The organism is Paenibacillus sp. NPDC058071 (genome assembly GCF_042885235.1).
Lineage (GTDB): Bacteria > Bacillota > Bacilli > Paenibacillales > Paenibacillaceae > Pristimantibacillus.
On record NZ_JBHVSK010000004.1, the window covers coordinates 148,198 to 164,825 of the forward strand.

A 16,628-nucleotide genomic window follows, 5' to 3' on the forward strand; every position below is an offset into this window, starting at 1 on the left:
GAAAATGAAGGAGAGATCACCTATGACCCACACATTATCCGCACAAAAACGTATCGCTATTATCGGAGCCGGTCCCGGCGGAATGGCATTGGCACTGATTTTGCAAAAGCACGGCATCCAGAGCGTCGTCTACGAAAGGGAACTGCAAAATTCGAATCGCCAGCGCGGGGGCTCCTTGGACATTCATGAGGAGTCGGGCCAAAGAGCGCTTCGAGAGGCTGGCCTGTACGAGAAGTTTAAGGAAATCATCCGGCTTGAAGGGGAGGATTTCCGGGTTTTAGACAAAACGGGCAAAATCTATATCGATGAAGACGCAGAGATGGATTCGTCGGGAGGCAGGCCGGAAATCGATCGCGGCGATTTATGCGATTTGCTGATGAACGCTCTTGATCCCGATTGCATCCGTTATGGCTATAAGCTGGAGCGGGCCGTTTCGCTCGGCGACGGGAGGACGGAGCTTCATTTCGAGAATGGGGAAGTCGATACGGTAGATATGCTGGTTGGCGCCGACGGCGCTTTCTCGAAAGTGCGTCCGCTGCTCTCGGATGCAAGAGCCGAATACTCGGGCCTGACAATGATCGAGCTGAACGTTCTGAATGCGGCGCAGAGCCATCCCGATCTGGCTGCGTTGAACAAGCGCGGCAAGCTGTTTGCGCTAAGCGACAGCAAAGGCATTTTGGGCCAACTGAACGGCGACGGCCGGATTAAGGTTTATGCGAGCTTTGAGGCGGAGCAGAACTGGTTGGATAACTGCGGCATACCGTTCGAACGGCCGGAGGAAGCCAAACAGCGGCTGCTTGAGCTTTTCGAAGACTGGGATGATTCGTTGAAAAATTATATCCGTTACGCGGACGGCGCTATTTTACCGAGAAGAATTTATATGCTTCCTGTTGGTTTCACATGGAAGCATCAGCCGGGAGTGACGCTGATTGGGGATGCGGCCCACGTCATGTCTCCTTTTGCGGGAGAGGGCGTCAACCTGGCGATGCTGGACGCGTTGGAGCTTGCACTCGCTTTGGTGGAGCATGACGACATCAATGCCGCTATTCAGGCCTATGAGCCGAAAATGTACCAGTATACGTCCGAAAAAGCCAAGGAGTCGGACGACAATTTGAAATTGACGTTCTCCGACGGCGCTGCCCAGAAGCTGACCGACTTAATGAATCGGATCTATGAGGAACACGGCGTGCATTAACTCACAACCGCAAATTTACTAATAGCTATTGATATGATATAAGGAAAGTATGATGAATCCAAAACGATCAGTTGTAAGCCGGCGCTCCCGTCCGGCCAAAGAACCGCTTAGCCATGAGCAAATCGTCAAGACGGCGTATACCCTTCTCAAGGAAGAAGGAATGCCGGGCCTGACGATGCGGAAAATAGCGAAAGAGCTGGATACCGGACCGTCTTCGCTATACGTCTATTTTAAAAATGTGCAGGAACTAAACGCCTATGTCATGGATCACGGGCTGGGTGAGCTTGTCTTGCCTGCCGAGAATGAGGGGGAAGCGGCATGGAAGGAGAGACTGTTTGGCGCCCTTAATGCCTACCTAATGCTTCTGTACGAGCAGCCCGGACTTGCTGAGCTGTCGCTTACGACGTTTCCGATAGGGCCGAACTACCTCCACTTGACCGAGTATATTCTGTCTTCCCTGCACGAGGCCGGGCTGGGACCAAGGTCTGCGGCTTGGGGATTGGACCTGTTCATGGTGTACGTCTCGTCTATTGCCTTTGAGCAGGCGTCCCGACAGAAGAATGGAAGCATGCAGGTGTCGGCCATTCAACAGTCATTTCTGTCTGCCGATCCGAACCGCTACCCGATGATCGCCAGTCTGAATAATGAAATGTTCTCCGGCGATATCGCCTCGAGGGAACGGTTCCGCTGGGGGCTGGAAGTGATCCTGCAAGGGTTGCTGCAAACTCGAACGTAAGATCAAAGGTTTGACTTGAAAGACGAAATAATTTGTTTGCTGAATAAGAAAATGAAGAAACGGCGGTACTAGGGAGGTTATCCCCTGTACCGCCGTTTTTGTTTGGACAACCTATTTTGGACAAGCGCCGTCGCGGTTCGGTTTCCTTTTCATACGATATAGCATCGATTCCTCTATCATTTTAAAGCCAAAATTTTAGAAAGGAGATGATAGATTTGGAAAACGGTGTTATAGACATTTCCGTCTTTGGAAGCGCCGGTGGAGTAGCGAAGGCAGTCCTGTCTGTATTAAACAAAACGGCAAAGGACCCGGATGATCCTCTCCATCCTTTGCTTAAGCAAAGCAAGCTGCATTTGATTGATCGAAAACAGAAGAGCATCGAGGATTATGAGCGGATCTGCCCTTTTTTAATGCCGCGCAGTACGCTTTATACGCTTGATCTGGACGATTTGGCAGAGGTTCGCAGGCATTTGTCGGATACCGGAACGGGGCTGGTAATCGATCTTTCTTGGGCCGATACGGTGGACATGCTATCTATATGCAATGAGCTGGGAATTGCCTATGTGAACTCAGCTTTGGAAAGCGCGGAGGTTGATCGGGACGAGACGCTGGACGGCTACACGCTAATGGAGCGGTATACGAGAATGGAGAGCGTCAGAAGCCGGTTCACCGGCATGAAAGGACTGATCTGTTCGGGCATGAACCCTGGCGTGGTGCAATGGATGGCGCATGAAAGAATGAACGAATTTCCCGATGAGACCCCTCTAGCCTGCTATATCGTGGAAAGGGATGATACGTTTTTTCAAGATAAATCGCTTGCTCGTGAGGACAGCTTGTACGCCTCGTGGTCTCCCGAATGTTATCTCGATGAAGCGATCGATAACTATCCGATGTTTGTGCAACAGCATACGCCTATTCATTTATACACGCCGGTTTACGCGCAAGAATTCAAGGTTACGCTAGGAGATATTCAGTTTTACGGGAGTCTGGTGCCTCATGAAGAGGTGCTCACCTTGGGCCGCCTCTATCCGATGGAATTCGGCTTTATTTATAAGGTCAACGAGTATACGACGCAACAGATCCGGGATTACCTGCACGAGAAGGACTATCTATGGAGCTTGCAAGCTAAAGTGTTCGATCCGGCTGAAGCGCTGTTGGAGGGGGAGGATTTGGTCGGCGTGCTCTTGGTGTACGAAGATAAGGAGCGGTACATGTACAACGTGATGAACAGCCAATCCGTCTATCAGCAATTTGGAACAAATGCGACCTATTTGCAAGTGGCCTGCGGGGTGTATGCCGCCGTCTGCACGCTGATGCTCGATAATGTGCCGAGCGGCGTACATTATGTAGACGAACTGCTGGCAGTGGACAAGCATATTCGTTACGGCAGCTATGTCAGCCAATATATGACCACATTCGTGAAAGGGGAGAACGGCGCATCGGAAGGCTCTTTGCTGAAACGAATGCGTAAAGCTTAATTCTAGGAGGGAATCCGCAACCGGATACCCTCCTTTGTCTTTGAAAGAGTTCCCTCATTTAGAAGGATAGGATATTTTTCCACTTTTATTCAGGAGGCAGCCGGTTGTTTTGCAGTTTGGCTGCGGATTTGCAACACGATTTCATCCCCTGAAATTTACCTGCTTTTAAAACATATCTAACTATCATATAATAGTGTATAGATTAATCAATTGCTAATAAGGGTACACGATGGTCGGTAGGCAGCGTATCGTGGAAAGACGCAAGGTCGGGTATTTCCCGGCCTGCTTTGAAGCGTCTGCGTCTTTTCAACAAAGTATTAGTGTATAAGGACGGTTAAAATGAGCGATGACAGACAAACCAAAACAGACGTAATCTTAATCGGTGCCGGCATTATGAGTGCGACTTTAGGGTCGATGCTGAAAGAATTGGCGCCGGACTGGGACATCAAAGTGTTTGAGAAGCTGGGAAGCGCCGGGGAAGAAAGCTCGAACGAATGGAACAACGCAGGAACGGGGCATGCCGCGTTGTGCGAGCTGAACTATACCGATGAGAAAGCGGACGGATCGGTCGATATCGGCAAAGCGGTCAAAATTAACGAGCAGTTCCAAGTGTCGAGACAGTTCTGGTCTTATTTGGTGGAAAGCGGTAGGCTCCGCAATCCGCACGAATTTATTATGCCTATTCCTCATATGAGTATGGTTCAAGGGGAAAGTAACGTTAAGTTTCTGAAGAGACGCCATGAAGCGATGTCGGCTAATCCTCTCTTTAAAGGAATGGAGTTTTCCGACGACCCGGCCAAGCTGGAGGAATGGATTCCTCTCATTATGAAAGACCGGGCATCGAAAGAACCAATCGCGGCTACCAAAATTGACACGGGCACGGACGTTAACTTTGGCGCTTTAACGCGTATGATGTTTGACTACTTGAAGAAGAAAAATGTCGAGATCAAGTATAAGTCCAGCGTAGACGATATTAAGCGTACAAAAGACGGCAAGTGGGAACTGAAAGTTCGCAATACGGACAACGGCTCGGTTCAGCGCCATACGGCAAACTTTGTTTTCATTGGCGGAGGCGGAGGCAGCTTGCATTTGCTGCAGAAATCCGGTATTCCTGAAGGCAAAAGCATTGGCGGCTTCCCGGTAAGCGGTCTGTTTATGGTTTGTAAAAATCCCGATGTCGTCGCTCAGCATCATGCCAAAGTATATGGCAAGGCGCCGGTTGGCGCTCCTCCGATGTCGGTACCGCATTTGGATACCCGTTACATCGACAACAAAAAATCGCTCCTCTTCGGACCGTTTGCCGGCTTCACGCCGAAGTTCCTGAAGACGGGCTCCATGTTCGATTTGATAAGCTCGGTTAAGCCGCATAACGTATTCACTATGCTGGCTGCCGGCGCTAAAAACCTTTCGCTCACCAAATACCTGATCGAGCAGGTTTTGTTATCGAAAGAAAAGCGCATGGAAGAATTGCGGCAGTTTGTTCCGAACGCAAAGAGCGAGGATTGGGAACTGCTCGTAGCTGGCCAGCGCGTGCAGGTCATTAAGGATACGGAAGCTGGAGGCAAAGGAACGCTTCAGTTCGGTACGGAAGTCGTCAGCGCTGCCGACGGTTCGGTAGCTGCGCTGCTCGGTGCGTCGCCAGGTGCGTCTACCGCCGTTTCCGTCATGCTTGAAGTCATTAAGAAATGCTTCCCGCAGCATATCCAAACGTGGGAACCGAAGCTCAAAGAAATGATTCCTTCGTACGGCGTACCGCTGCAGAGTAAACCGGAGTTGATTGAAGAGATTGATGCTTCGACTTCGCGAGCGCTCGGCCTGGACCGTGAGCTTCACGCAGTGAATTAGGTTTTCGAATAATCGCCAAGACGGCCTTACCCGCTTTAACTGGGGTAGGGCCGTTTTTTTATTGAAATCTGCGCGCTGCCCGTTCGGACTTTAACAGCGATCAGCGATCGGAAGAACCCTATTTCCCGCAGCGTTCCCTCTCACTCTTGAAGTCAGGCGCTTATTTCGGATTGAATCAGATTATATATGAATTTTCATACATATTCCTTCAAATAGGGCCTTCGGTTGTTGCGACTGTTGCGCCTTATTGCAGTTAGAGAACGAGGTTTGACCGCCGACGTGTGACCGAGCACCGTGCCGTGATGGCACCGCGCGCCGGGCTGCGAGAATTTTCGTGCGGCCTGTCCCGTTCCACTGGAACGGGTATTTTTTTGTTGGTGCCAATTATAGAGCTGATCTTCATTACATCGCTATCAAGAACAAGAGCAATTGGAATGATGCAATGATGCAACATCGAAAATGTATGTATAGCAGGTACGATTACAAAAATGTCCACTTTATTGACGAACAGGTTAAGCAGCAATATATTATTAATTATTGATATATAGTTTTCATAATTAGATAACAATCAAGTATCCGATAAAATAGCGGGGTGTGACATGACCAAAGGACAAGACTTAAGGGATGCGTTGGAACGTCTTGCACAGGCGGGCCGACTGTCGCGCGTAACCGGAGAGGTGCATCCGAAGTTTGAAATGGCCGCAGTGCTGGCGCAGCAGCCGAATCGCAATGTCGTTATTTTCGACCGTATCGCGGGGTCTTCGATGCGCGCGGTAGGCAACGTCGTCGACCGCATTAATTATGCGATCAGCTGCGACATCGAGCCGACGCTTGAGGCGTCGTTGGATCATATAACACGGGGCTTGGAGCATCCCATCGAGCCCGTTCTGACAGCAGAAGCGCCGTGTCGCGACGTCGTTGTGACAGAAGGCATCGATTTGGCGGCACAGCTTCCTATTCCAACCTTTTTCGAGAAGGAAGCGGGTCCGTATATTTCGGCGGATATCGTTATTGCCAAAGATCCGGAGACCGGCAAGCGCAACGTGTCCATGAATCGACTGCTGCTGCTCGGACCCGACCAGCTGATGATTGGCATGTCACCGAGCCATCATCTCCATCAATTGAAGTTGAAGGCGGAGCGGCTCGGCAAGTCACTGGAAGTGGCGATTGCGATTGGCAACCATCCTGCAGTGCTGGTCGCTGCTAACGCTTATGTCGATCTCGGAGTGGATGAGTTTGCAATCGCTGGAGGAATGCTGGGCGAACCGCTGCGGCTATCACCGGGCGTGACTGTTGACGTGGAGGCCCCTGCTGGTGCAGAGATCGTCATCGAGGCAAGATTTGAGTCCGGCGAATATTACGAAGAAGGCTTGGTGTCGGAGTTTCACGGCATGTATGTCGATTACGGCAAAAGCCCGGTACTGCGCGTAACAGCCGTCACGCATCGGAACGATCCGTACTTCCAATTCGTTCTGCCCGGCAAATATCACGAGCATTTTCTCATGGGCGGCATGGCGATTGAGACGACGCTGCTTTGGAACATTCGTAAATCGGTCTCGTGTGCGAAAGCGGTCTATATTACGGAAGGCGGCATGGGCCGCTGCCACGCCGTCGTGTCGCTTGCCAACCCGCGGCCGGGAGAAGGGCAGAAAGCCGTCTTTGCGGCATTCGCCCATTGCAACCTCGTCAAGCAGGTGACAGTCGTTGACGACGATATCCGGATAGACGATCCGCATGAAGTGGAATGGGCAGTCGCAGCCCGAATGAGGGCGCAGCAAGATTTGATGATTATCCCCGGCGTAAGAACGGATCGCGCCGAGCCGCTGGTCGATGGCGGAACGGTTGCCAAGATCGGCATCATTGCTTTGCGCCAGCAGGAGGCAATGCCGCTTGCAGAAATACCTGACGACGTTATGAACAATGTTAAACGCAACTGGGATCGCTACAAGATACGTCCCGCTGACGATTATACCTGACATAGAAGCTATATCATTTGCACTCTGGGAGAGGGGCTCTTTGCGAGCCCCTCTCCCAGAGCGCGTTTTAGCGCCGAAGACGCCATGGATCAGGACGCAGCACGGTGGCGGCGACCGTGCCCCCTATGCAAACATCTATCGGATGGAGCAAAAAGCGGTTAAGCGGCCCTTTTTCGTATACCTGGAGCTGGGGCAAGGCGTTCACTGCTTGATGTCGCGCAGTCAGCTTATCAATCGCATATCGGTGCTGTTCAGTGGCAGGTCTCTTTGATATATTGAAGTAACGGGCAGGCTCCATTTCGGATATGAGCTAGTTGGGTCGGTGCAGTCATGCGGCAAGCGCAGATCCAGTTTGCAATTGAAATGGCTGAGACCCGGCGTTAATGACAGCGCTGTCAAAGATTCGTGCGAACATCATGCGAGAGGTGGACGAAAATGACGAAGAACGTAATGGAAGCGGCGGTTCTCAATAAGCCGCTCGACATCGAAATGAAGACGATCCCGATTCCGGTTCCGAAAGAAGACGAGGCCTTGATTCGGGTGCATTGTATTGGGGTATGCGGCTCGGACGTTCATTATTACGAGCATGGAAGAATAGGCCGGTATGTCGTCGAACAGCCGATTATTCTCGGCCACGAATTGGCGGGAGAGGTCGTTCAGGTGGGAGCCAGCGTTTCCAACATTGCAGTCGGAGATCGGGTGGCCGTCGAGCCTGGCGTCACTTGCGGGCGCTGCGAGGCTTGCAAATCGGGCCGCTATAACCTGTGTCCGGACGTCGTATTTATGGCGACGCCGCCAGTCGACGGAGCATGGGCTGAATATGTCGCCGTTCGCAGCGATTTCCTGTTCAAGCTTCCTGATGCCATGACTTACGAACAGGGTGCACTGCTTGAACCGCTGTCGGTCGGCCTGCATGCTATGAACCGCGCGCGGGTAACGCCAAGCGATCGTATTCTCGTCACAGGGCTTGGCCCAATCGGTCTGCTGGCTGTTCAAGCTGCCCAAATGTTCGGAGTGAGCGAAATCTATGCAACGGATGTCGTACCGTTCCGGCAGGAGCTGGCGAAAGAGATGGGAGTCACACATGTAATTGATCCTTTGCATGAGGACGTGACCCAGCGAATTCATGAACTGACGGAAGGGAGAGGAATTACAGTTGTCATCGAGTCGTCGGGCAACGCTAGCGCTCTATCGAATGCGGTGAAAACGGTCAACCGGGGCGGGCGGATCGTTCTGGTCGGCTTGTCGGCGTCCTCCGAGGTGCCGCTCGACGTCAACGCCATTGTAGACGGAGAGCTTGACGTGCTTGGCTTATTCCGATACGCCAACACGTACCCAGCCGCTATTCAAGCTTTATCCCGTTCGAACATCGATATTGAAAAAGTCATTACACATAAATACCCTTTGAGCGAGACGAAGGCGGCCGTAGAAGCGGCGCGTACGCAAAAGGATTCCGCCATCAAAGTGATGATCTATCCGGGCCAATAACGATTGGCGTAGGGTTACAGATAGGTTGAAAAAGATAAAGACTTCTCTAGCTGCCGATCATGAAAGCCGGTACTGCAAGAGAAGTCTTTTTTTATTTTATGACCAATTAATTCTCAACAGGAACAGTGGTCAAATCGATTATAGAAAAAAATCGAAAAACAACAATTTTCATTTGAAAATGAAAATAATTTAGTTACAAAAAAATAGAATGAATATTATTTTATATCATGTTAGATTCATCTTGCAGTTAGTATTTAGAAAAGAAAGGAAGATTAAATGAACAGAACAGTTGAAATGCTGCCCTCCTACCGTGTGGCATACGTGAGGCAAGTTGGTCCGTATGGACCTGTAAACAGGCAGGCGATGGAGACGTTGAAGCAATGGGCGGGTGAGAGAAATAAGCTCTCCGAATCGGCCATCCTGCTAGGCATTCCGCAAGACAATCCGCAGACCACGCTTCCAGAGAACTGCCGATATGATGCTTGCATCGTTATTTCAGGCGATGAACCCGCGGATGCTCCATGCAGCGAGGGTCAATTCTCAGGCGGAGAGTATATGGTCTTTGAGATCAAGCATACGGCCGAGGATATGGAACGAGCGTGGGCGGATATTTTTCCGGCCTTGCACAGCAGCGGCTACCAAATGGACAATAAGCCCATTGTAGAACGGTATAGGGGAAAAGCGCTGATCGAGGGGTATTGCGAAATATGCGTGCCGATAAAACGGTTATAGCACTTTCGGTATAAGCTAAGCGATCAGGCCGATGCATTAAAAAAAAGATCGGCCAGCCAACGCCTCAGTCGAGGGGTGTGCCTGCCGATCTTTTTTTTTCTAGCTGCTTATTCAGGCTTTGGCGCTTTGGCCTGGCCCCATTAGCCGGGAGTCCTTAGGCAGTAAAACAGCGAGTATGCCGAGCAGCGGAAGGTATGCACAAATTTGAATGATGAACGCGATGCTGGTTTGGTCGATCAGCCAGCCTAGCAGTACCGAGCCGAGTCCGCCCATGCCGAAGGAGAGTCCGAAGAACAGTCCGGATATCATGCCGACTTGACCTGGCAGCATTTCCTGCGCGTAGACGATAATGACCGAGAAGCCGGACATTAAGATAGCGCCGATGGCCAGACAAAGGAAGATGGAGCCGACCGGTCCAGCGAAGGGCAGCAGGATCGAGAATGGCGCTGTACCGGCAATGGAAAACCAGATGATTTTCTTCCGGCCGAACCGGTCGGCAAGCGGGCCGCCTAGCAGCGTACCGACCATGCCGGCGAATTGCAGCGCAAACAGAGAAACCTGCGCCCGTTCCAACGAAAGACCGTATTTGTCCATAAAGTAGAACGAATAGTATCCTGTCATGCTTGCCAAATAAACAAACTTGGAAAACAGGAGCAGCACTAAAATCGTCATGACGAATACGACGAAGTCTTTGGAGAACGCCTGCTCACTCTTCGCGGCGGCTTGGCGGGCTTTATTTGCCAAAGCCTGCGCGGTCATTTGTTGGCCGTACCATTTGCCGATGTACCATTGAATGCCGATGCCTGCGACTGCCAGCAGCGTAAACCATAGGAAGCCGAGCTGGCCTTGCGGCGCAATAATGAACGCGACCATCAACGGCGCTAGCGCCTGACCGGTGTTGCCTCCGACCTGGAAGACGGATTGCGCCGTTCCTTTGCCTTTGCCTGCCGCAAGATGGGCGACGCGGGAAGATTCAGGATGAAGCACGGAAGAGCCGACTCCGACGAGCGCCGCAGAGACAAGGAGCATTGCGAGCCCTGGAGAGAAAGCCAATCCAACCATGCCGAGCAGTGTGAACACCATGCCTAGCGGCAGCAGGCCGGGCATCGGCTTGTGGTCGGTGTAGTAACCGATCAGCGGCTGAAGAATGGAAGCCGTCACATTGAGCGTAAAGGCGACCCAACCGATTTCAGCGAAGCTGAGCTGCATCGATTTTTGAAAAATGGGAAAAACGGCCGGGACTGCGGTTTGCATGGCGTCGTTGAGCAAGTGCGCCAGGCTGACGCCGAACAAGACGACGTTGGCGGTTCGTCTGGGCGTTACCGCCATTGCGGGCTGAGACATGACAATCACCTTTTCTTTTTTTCCTTATCTTATCGGAAGGGAAACGGGCCGTCTTTGCGATAATTGCTTCGTATCCGCGAAATTATTGCTATAATGATATCGGGTGAGCAGACATGATTGTTCAAGTTTCCACGCCGCAGATGGAACTGTGGCGAATAGAAGGACCTTTTTCCAATAATCTTCATCGACATGACGAAGATTTTCAAATTACCGTAATGATGGACGGGGGATGCGTGTTTACGCAGGAGGACCGTGACTATAAATTGGCGGGGGGCGACGGACTTGTCCAGCCTCCTGGAGAGCGTCACGTTTTTGGAATCGGCGAACAGGCGGGCGTTCTCATCTTTAAAGTGAAGGAAAAGGGATTGAAGCAGTTTGTAGGGCGGGATTCGGTAGAGCTGGGTTTGAGGCAGCAGTTTGACCGCACGCTTCTCGCCGGCCGCATGCGTCAATGGACGAACGGATTATTGGCGTACGATACCGGAAGCCGTTTAGCGCAAGAAGAGATCGAGCTGCAGGTGCTCGACTATTTGACGGGCGCTTTGTCTGGCAGCCACAAGGGCTCAGGAGGCGTGAAGGTTGGCGGCGGAGAGCCTGCGGGAAGCGACCCGTACATGGGGCAGGCGATGGACTATATCCATTCGCACTACAAAGATCCGATTGCTATTGTGGATTTGGCGGCCATTGCGATGCGCAGCCGGTTTCATTTTATTCGGACGTTCAAATCACTCGTCGGAACGACACCTTATCAATATGTGCTTCAACTGCGAATCGACGAGGCGAAGCGGCTGCTGCAGCGCACCGACCGCTCCGTAACGGACATTGGCCTCAGTCTCGGCTTTTCCGGCAGCAGCGCCTTTTACCGGGCGTTTGTGAAGTCGGTTGGCGTTACGCCCGAGCATTTTCGCCAGGACAGCCGCTATTGAAGCTGGCAGCGGAGGATCGAGGGAAAGCGCGGGGGCTGTACCAGCAAGGGCCCATTAATCATCTGCTTGACCGACCGCAGACATGAGCGTTGCTTCTCTATCATTTTGTGCGTTTGGATGGTGAGTAGGCGGTGGATGATGGCGCGGTTGAGGGATTGGAGAGATGTCGGATATTCCAACTCGGAGGACCAGCCGGAATGGATGGGAGCATGATGTTTGACGGGGCGGGGGCAGTTGCAGCATCCGCTATCGGGCTTTCGGCAATATTCGTGACTAGGTAGGCTCAGATAGACGGCACAGCAAACCAGGGTGAATAACTGCAGAAAAGCATTTATTTCCTCGGGTTTGCCGCCTCCGAAGCGAAATAACTGCAAAAAGGCAGTTATTCTCCCGTACGATGGACATCGCGAGGTCATATGTGCCCTAATAACTACCAAAAAGCAGTTATTCATCGAAAAACCACTGTCCCGACCTAAAATAACTGCAAAAAGGCAGTTACTGCCTCATGAAGCTTTCCGCACTGTGCACCGCTCCCTAAGCTAGGCGCTTGGTGTTTCATGACGAGTGTCAACTAGAGCCTCCCCTGAATCATTCCCGCCCTATTTTTCCTCTATCATATCGTAAAATGTCATATGCGTTTTCTCTTCTCTGTAGTAGGAGAGCCTGTCTTGCAGCGATCCTGTATGGAACTCAAACTTATGACCGTCCGGATCTGTGAAATAAACGGATCGCTTATCTCTTTCGTCGCGCGTGCGTCCCGAGAGGATATGGACATTCAACCGCTCGAGTTTCTGGACAAGATCATCAAAATCTATTTCTTCTACCGTAAAAGCAATATGCGTATAGGAGGATTTGATTTCGTTTCGCGGAATATCTTTTTCCACATTTAAAGCGAGCCACAGTCCATTGAGATCAAAGTAGGCTGTGCTTCTGCCTTTGGTTAATAGCTTTGCTTCAAAAACATCCTCGTAAAACGCTATGGATCGCTCTAAATCGGAGACCGAAAAAAGCAGATGATTAATGCTTCCGATTTTCATAACCATTCACCTCTCCATCCAGATTATAAGCACACGAACTCTGACACATTGCATTAGAAGTCGGGACCCCCTCAGCACACGTCCTTATTTCTATCCTACTGTACCCTTAATCCCTACTCTGGAGCAATAACGTTACAACTTGCATGCGAAAAGGCATCCCCTAGTAATCAGGAAGATGCCCTGTAATCGGCCAACCGTCGCCGCTTATGTGAGACAACACTCGCTGCTTTGAATATTCGTACGTGCCGCCACCTGCCACCTGATATCGGCTCACAGTTAACCTTACCGTTTACTATCTGTTAACCGCTTACGGGTAAACTCTCACCCGTTCCTGGTTAATGATCGCTTGCTATTCGTTACCCACTCACGGCCAACCTTCTCCCCTGCTCTCCATTAACGCTCACTCGCAATCCGTCACCCGCTCACGTAACCTTTCACCCGTTCTCCGTTAACGGCTCGCCCGTTGTCCATTACCCATTACCCATTACCCATTACCCATTACCGTGCGCTTGAACCTTCGCCGCTACCTTATCTCCTAGCTCAGCGGACGCTTCGTGCAGATAGCTGAGCACCACATTTTGAATATCCGCTGAAGCGCCTGATAGATCGCCAGCCAAGTTGCTCACGAGATTGTTCTGCTGAGCCGGTGATAGAGAACGGTAATATTGGCCTGCCTGTGAGAAGTTATCCGGCTTCGGAATATCGCTGCGCTGCAAGCGGCCTTCCACAAAGACGCCGTCGCCGCTCGTAATTTGATCGGCAGGGGTCCAATTTTGTTGATGGTTGATCGGTATTTTGCGGAATTCGGGACCGAGACGTCTTCGTTGCGAATCGGCGTATGTATTAGCCCTTCCTTGCAGCAGCTTATCGGCCGAGAATTCGGCGCCCTCCAGCAAGTTCGACGGCGAGAAAGATAGCTTTTCAACCTGTTCTTGATAATTGTCCGGATTTTGATTCAAAACAAGCCGCCCGACCGGGTGCAGCGGGTATTGACGGTCATCCCATATTTTTGTTGCATCCAGCGGGTCGTAAGGGAGAGAGGCCTCGTCCTGCGGATTCATCAGTTGTACATAAAGGCCATATTCCACCGTTTTTCCCGCAGCAAGCGTATCGTAAAGATCTTTTGCCGCGTAGTCTGGATTCTCGCCCGAAAGCTTGGCGGACTCCCGGCTGTCGATGTATTGAACGCCTGCTATCGGTAGCCAGTGATATTTCACATATAGCCGCTGGCCTTCGTGGTTTCGCCAAACATATGTATTGACGCTGTGGCCCGGCATATGGCGCAAGCTCTTAATCGTTCCTGCATCGGAGTAGAGCCAGACGACGAAGAGGGTGGACTCGGGCGCACTAGCGACGAATCGCCAGAAACGGTTAGGATCGATTAAATTATTGACTGGAGAAGGTAAAAAGGCGTTGATCGCCGCAGGAAAACGAATCGCGTCCCTGACGGAAAAAATCGGGATATGATTGAAGACGAGATCGAATACGCCTTGTTCTGTGTAAAATTTGGTGGCGAAGCCTCGTACGTTGCGGGAAGTATCCGGTGTCCCTTTGTTGCTGACAGCAAGCGAGAAACGGATTGCTACCGGGACCTGCGTGCCAGGCTGTTGGAGAAAAGGGATCATCGTGTATGGGGTCATAGAATGGAGGGTTTGAAAGTAGCCGAAGGCGCCGCAGCCTTTGACATGGACGGGCCGTTCTAACAGCTTGCCATAAATTAAAGCTTCCAGCGTTTCATGTGTAGCACTGTCCTGCTCCAGTGCGGGACCTCGCTCGCCGACCGTCTGTGAATGAAGCAGGTCCGAATGCTTGCTTGCATGCCGCGAATAGGCGTGGCCTCCGCTGGTACTCTGATCCGGTACCGACTGTTGTTCGGGCTTCTGCGATTCCGGCTTGTTATCTGCCATGGATTGTTCCTCCCCATGAATTCATTGGTTTTGTCCTTCTGCACGTCTCATCTGCCATCTTATTCGGGGATTAGTCGATTTAGTACAGGGGGGCTGCTCTGTTCCACGCGCTCGAATGAGATTGACCTGTTTTCTTTATTGCAAGGAGGAATTGAACAACGCCAAGAGGAATGTTGTAGAAGGAACATAGTCCAATTGTTGTAAACAAAAGAGTATAAGTGAATACAAACGAGGAGGCAGTCTGCATTGACTCTACCAGTCCTGACCCCATCACTGGCCGAACGTCTGGAACGATCGGAAATCGAATACATGTCTTCTAGAATGGCGGCTATACGCGAGCGCGAAGGCAACCCGGAAGGCGTTGAGATTGAAACGTTTGGCGGCGCGGTTGCTTATTATGCGAATACGATGCCTTGGGGCTCTTTTAATACAGTCAAAGGGCTTTCATCGGCGGATGCGGATCAGGTGGACCGTATTTTAGCTTTTTACCAGGAGCGGGAAAGAGCCTGTCAGTTTGAGATCATTCCCTCGAAGTCGAATGCCGAATTACAGCGGCTATTAGCAGATAGAGGCTTTTATCAAAGCGGGTTTCATACGACCATGTATGGAGTGCCAAATGTCTCGAACGAGGAACCGCCGCCGCACATCACCATACGTGAAATCGAGGAGAATGAGTTTGAGTTATACGGCAAATTGCATTGCTTAGGAAGCGGGATGAATGAAAGCGGCGCGCCCTACGTTGCCGCAAACAATCGCGTCTTGTTCAATCGCCCGGGCTGGCGCATCTTTCTTGGCTTCGTCGAAGGCGTTCCAGCAGGCGTTGCAGCGATGCATATGGCAGAGGGGATTGCCTCCTTGACGTTCGCCGCGACTTTGCCGCAGTATCGGCGGCGCGGGCTGCAATCCGCATTTCTGCGCAAACGGATGCAGGTGGCGGCGTCCCACAGTTGCCAGCTCGTAGTCGGCCAATGCGCCTATGCTTCAACCAGCCAGAACAATATGGAGAGAGCGGGAATGAGAATTGGCTATACAAGAGCGACTTGGGTCGAGAAGAGGTAAAACGGCGTGCTGCATAAGCGGTCGAGTTACCCTTCAAAGAAATTTCGATCTTATACAAAAAAAACCGTGAACCTTGTAGAGGTTCACGGCTTGGATGAAGGGAGCGAGTTCGCAATTATACGCTTGCAGCCCAAATTTCGATTTCAATTTTTATTTCAGGCAGGCCTAGTTCAGTAATATATCCAACGGTCATCGCGGGATAATCTTGACCGAATAATTTGTCCCACTCCGCGTACAAAAAATCCCAATCTATTTTTTCAGTGGCCCATATGTTCACTTTAATAATATGTTCACTATTCAAGCTCTCTGATTCCAAAACGGTTTTAATGTTGGCAAAAGTATGAACCACTTGTTCATTAAAGTCAGCCGGGATCTCGCCATGTGCGTTTACGCCGATTTGTCCCGATGTGACGAAGAACTCTGCGCCTCTAGGGATTTTCGTAATATGCGTATAGTTTCCAACTGGTGCTGGCATTGTTGCTGGATTTCTTCTAGTAATTTTCTCGTTCATGAATAGACACCTCGTCATTTTGTGATGAATGGCAGTTTTCGCTTCAAAAAGTCATTTGGACAGACTTCACCCGTAAAAATGGCTTCTAGAAAAAAACGGCAATAGAGTATCCATAGCCTGATGACAAGGATTTACGCGATCTCTTCTTCATAAGCGGACACTCCCTCTCTCTCAAAATGATAAAGCTATATAAGTATACACAGACTGGTTACTGATAGTCAAAACAGCAACAGTTTGAAAGCTCCACCCAATAATCCAGTGTAGAGCAGCCGTATCAACTAAAAAGATTCAGTGAATCCATGACCAACGTTCCAACACTTCAAATGATTTGTGCCTACCGGCACAGATCATTTTTTCATTTTCCAAAGCAGCGATTTAAGCCGCCAGATAACGA

14 protein-coding genes are annotated in these 16,628 nt (G+C 50.9%); 10 read left to right on the forward strand and 4 right to left on the reverse strand.

Annotated elements, in window-relative coordinates:
* Positions 1-22 precede the first annotated feature (22 nt).
* The 8 genes from ACFVTB_RS08370 to ACFVTB_RS08405 all read left to right on the forward strand — a co-directional run bounded on the left by ACFVTB_RS08370 (position 23) and on the right by ACFVTB_RS08405 (position 9,450).
* On the forward strand, positions 23-1,195 hold the full coding sequence (locus tag ACFVTB_RS08370) for an FAD-dependent oxidoreductase (RefSeq protein ID WP_387747371.1): 1,173 nt from the start codon (positions 23-25) through the stop codon (positions 1,193-1,195).
* 49 nt (positions 1,196-1,244) lie between these two features.
* Positions 1,245-1,931: a TetR/AcrR family transcriptional regulator gene (locus ACFVTB_RS08375; RefSeq protein WP_387747373.1), complete on the forward strand. Its 687-nt coding sequence runs from the start codon at positions 1,245-1,247 to the stop codon at positions 1,929-1,931.
* 206 nt (positions 1,932-2,137) lie between these two features.
* A complete protein-coding gene (locus ACFVTB_RS08380; protein ID WP_387747375.1) occupies positions 2,138-3,409 on the forward strand; it encodes an S-adenosylmethionine decarboxylase related protein in 1,272 nt (423 codons plus the stop codon).
* 339 nt (positions 3,410-3,748) lie between these two features.
* The gene (locus tag ACFVTB_RS08385) at positions 3,749-5,254 is read left to right on the forward strand and encodes a malate:quinone oxidoreductase (protein ID WP_387747377.1); all 1,506 of its coding nucleotides are present in this window, start codon (positions 3,749-3,751) and stop codon (positions 5,252-5,254) included.
* A 599-nt stretch (positions 5,255-5,853) separates the two neighbouring features.
* A complete protein-coding gene (locus ACFVTB_RS08390) occupies positions 5,854-7,230 on the forward strand; it encodes a UbiD family decarboxylase (RefSeq protein ID WP_387747379.1) in 1,377 nt (458 codons plus the stop codon).
* Positions 7,231-7,270: 40 nt separating this feature from the next.
* A complete protein-coding gene (locus tag ACFVTB_RS08395; protein ID WP_387747381.1) occupies positions 7,271-7,501 on the forward strand; it encodes a hypothetical protein in 231 nt (76 codons plus the stop codon).
* A gap of 164 nt (positions 7,502-7,665) precedes the next feature.
* Positions 7,666-8,718 (forward strand): NAD(P)-dependent alcohol dehydrogenase, encoded by a 1,053-nt coding sequence (locus tag ACFVTB_RS08400; RefSeq protein ID WP_387747383.1) that lies wholly within the window; start codon positions 7,666-7,668, stop codon positions 8,716-8,718.
* Positions 8,719-8,994: 276 nt separating this feature from the next.
* On the forward strand, positions 8,995-9,450 hold the full coding sequence (locus tag ACFVTB_RS08405) for an AraC family transcriptional regulator (protein ID WP_387747385.1): 456 nt from the start codon (positions 8,995-8,997) through the stop codon (positions 9,448-9,450).
* A 111-nt stretch (positions 9,451-9,561) separates the two neighbouring features.
* Here the strand turns inward: ACFVTB_RS08405 and ACFVTB_RS08410 are convergent, their stop codons facing one another.
* Positions 9,562-10,794: an MFS transporter gene (locus tag ACFVTB_RS08410; protein WP_387747387.1), complete on the reverse strand. Its 1,233-nt coding sequence runs from the start codon at positions 10,792-10,794 to the stop codon at positions 9,562-9,564.
* 113 nt (positions 10,795-10,907) lie between these two features.
* Here ACFVTB_RS08410 and ACFVTB_RS08415 point away from each other — a divergent pair, with 113 nt between their 5' ends.
* Positions 10,908-11,720 (forward strand): helix-turn-helix domain-containing protein, encoded by an 813-nt coding sequence (locus tag ACFVTB_RS08415; protein WP_387747389.1) that lies wholly within the window; start codon positions 10,908-10,910, stop codon positions 11,718-11,720.
* A 599-nt stretch (positions 11,721-12,319) separates the two neighbouring features.
* Here ACFVTB_RS08415 and fosB read toward each other — a convergent pair.
* Both fosB and ACFVTB_RS08425 read right to left on the reverse strand, forming a co-directional pair.
* Complete coding sequence (gene fosB, locus ACFVTB_RS08420) at positions 12,320-12,757, reverse strand: metallothiol transferase FosB (RefSeq protein WP_387747391.1); 438 nt, start codon at positions 12,755-12,757, stop codon at positions 12,320-12,322.
* Between the two features lie 491 nt (positions 12,758-13,248).
* A complete protein-coding gene (locus ACFVTB_RS08425; RefSeq protein ID WP_387747393.1) occupies positions 13,249-14,664 on the reverse strand; it encodes a catalase in 1,416 nt (471 codons plus the stop codon).
* A 246-nt stretch (positions 14,665-14,910) separates the two neighbouring features.
* Here ACFVTB_RS08425 and ACFVTB_RS08430 point away from each other — a divergent pair, with 246 nt between their 5' ends.
* Positions 14,911-15,723: a GNAT family N-acetyltransferase gene (locus tag ACFVTB_RS08430; RefSeq protein ID WP_387747395.1), complete on the forward strand. Its 813-nt coding sequence runs from the start codon at positions 14,911-14,913 to the stop codon at positions 15,721-15,723.
* A 115-nt stretch (positions 15,724-15,838) separates the two neighbouring features.
* Here ACFVTB_RS08430 and ACFVTB_RS08435 read toward each other — a convergent pair whose 3' ends face one another.
* Positions 15,839-16,234 (reverse strand): RidA family protein, encoded by a 396-nt coding sequence (locus ACFVTB_RS08435; RefSeq protein WP_387747397.1) that lies wholly within the window; start codon positions 16,232-16,234, stop codon positions 15,839-15,841.
* Positions 16,235-16,628: the final 394 nt, after the last annotated feature.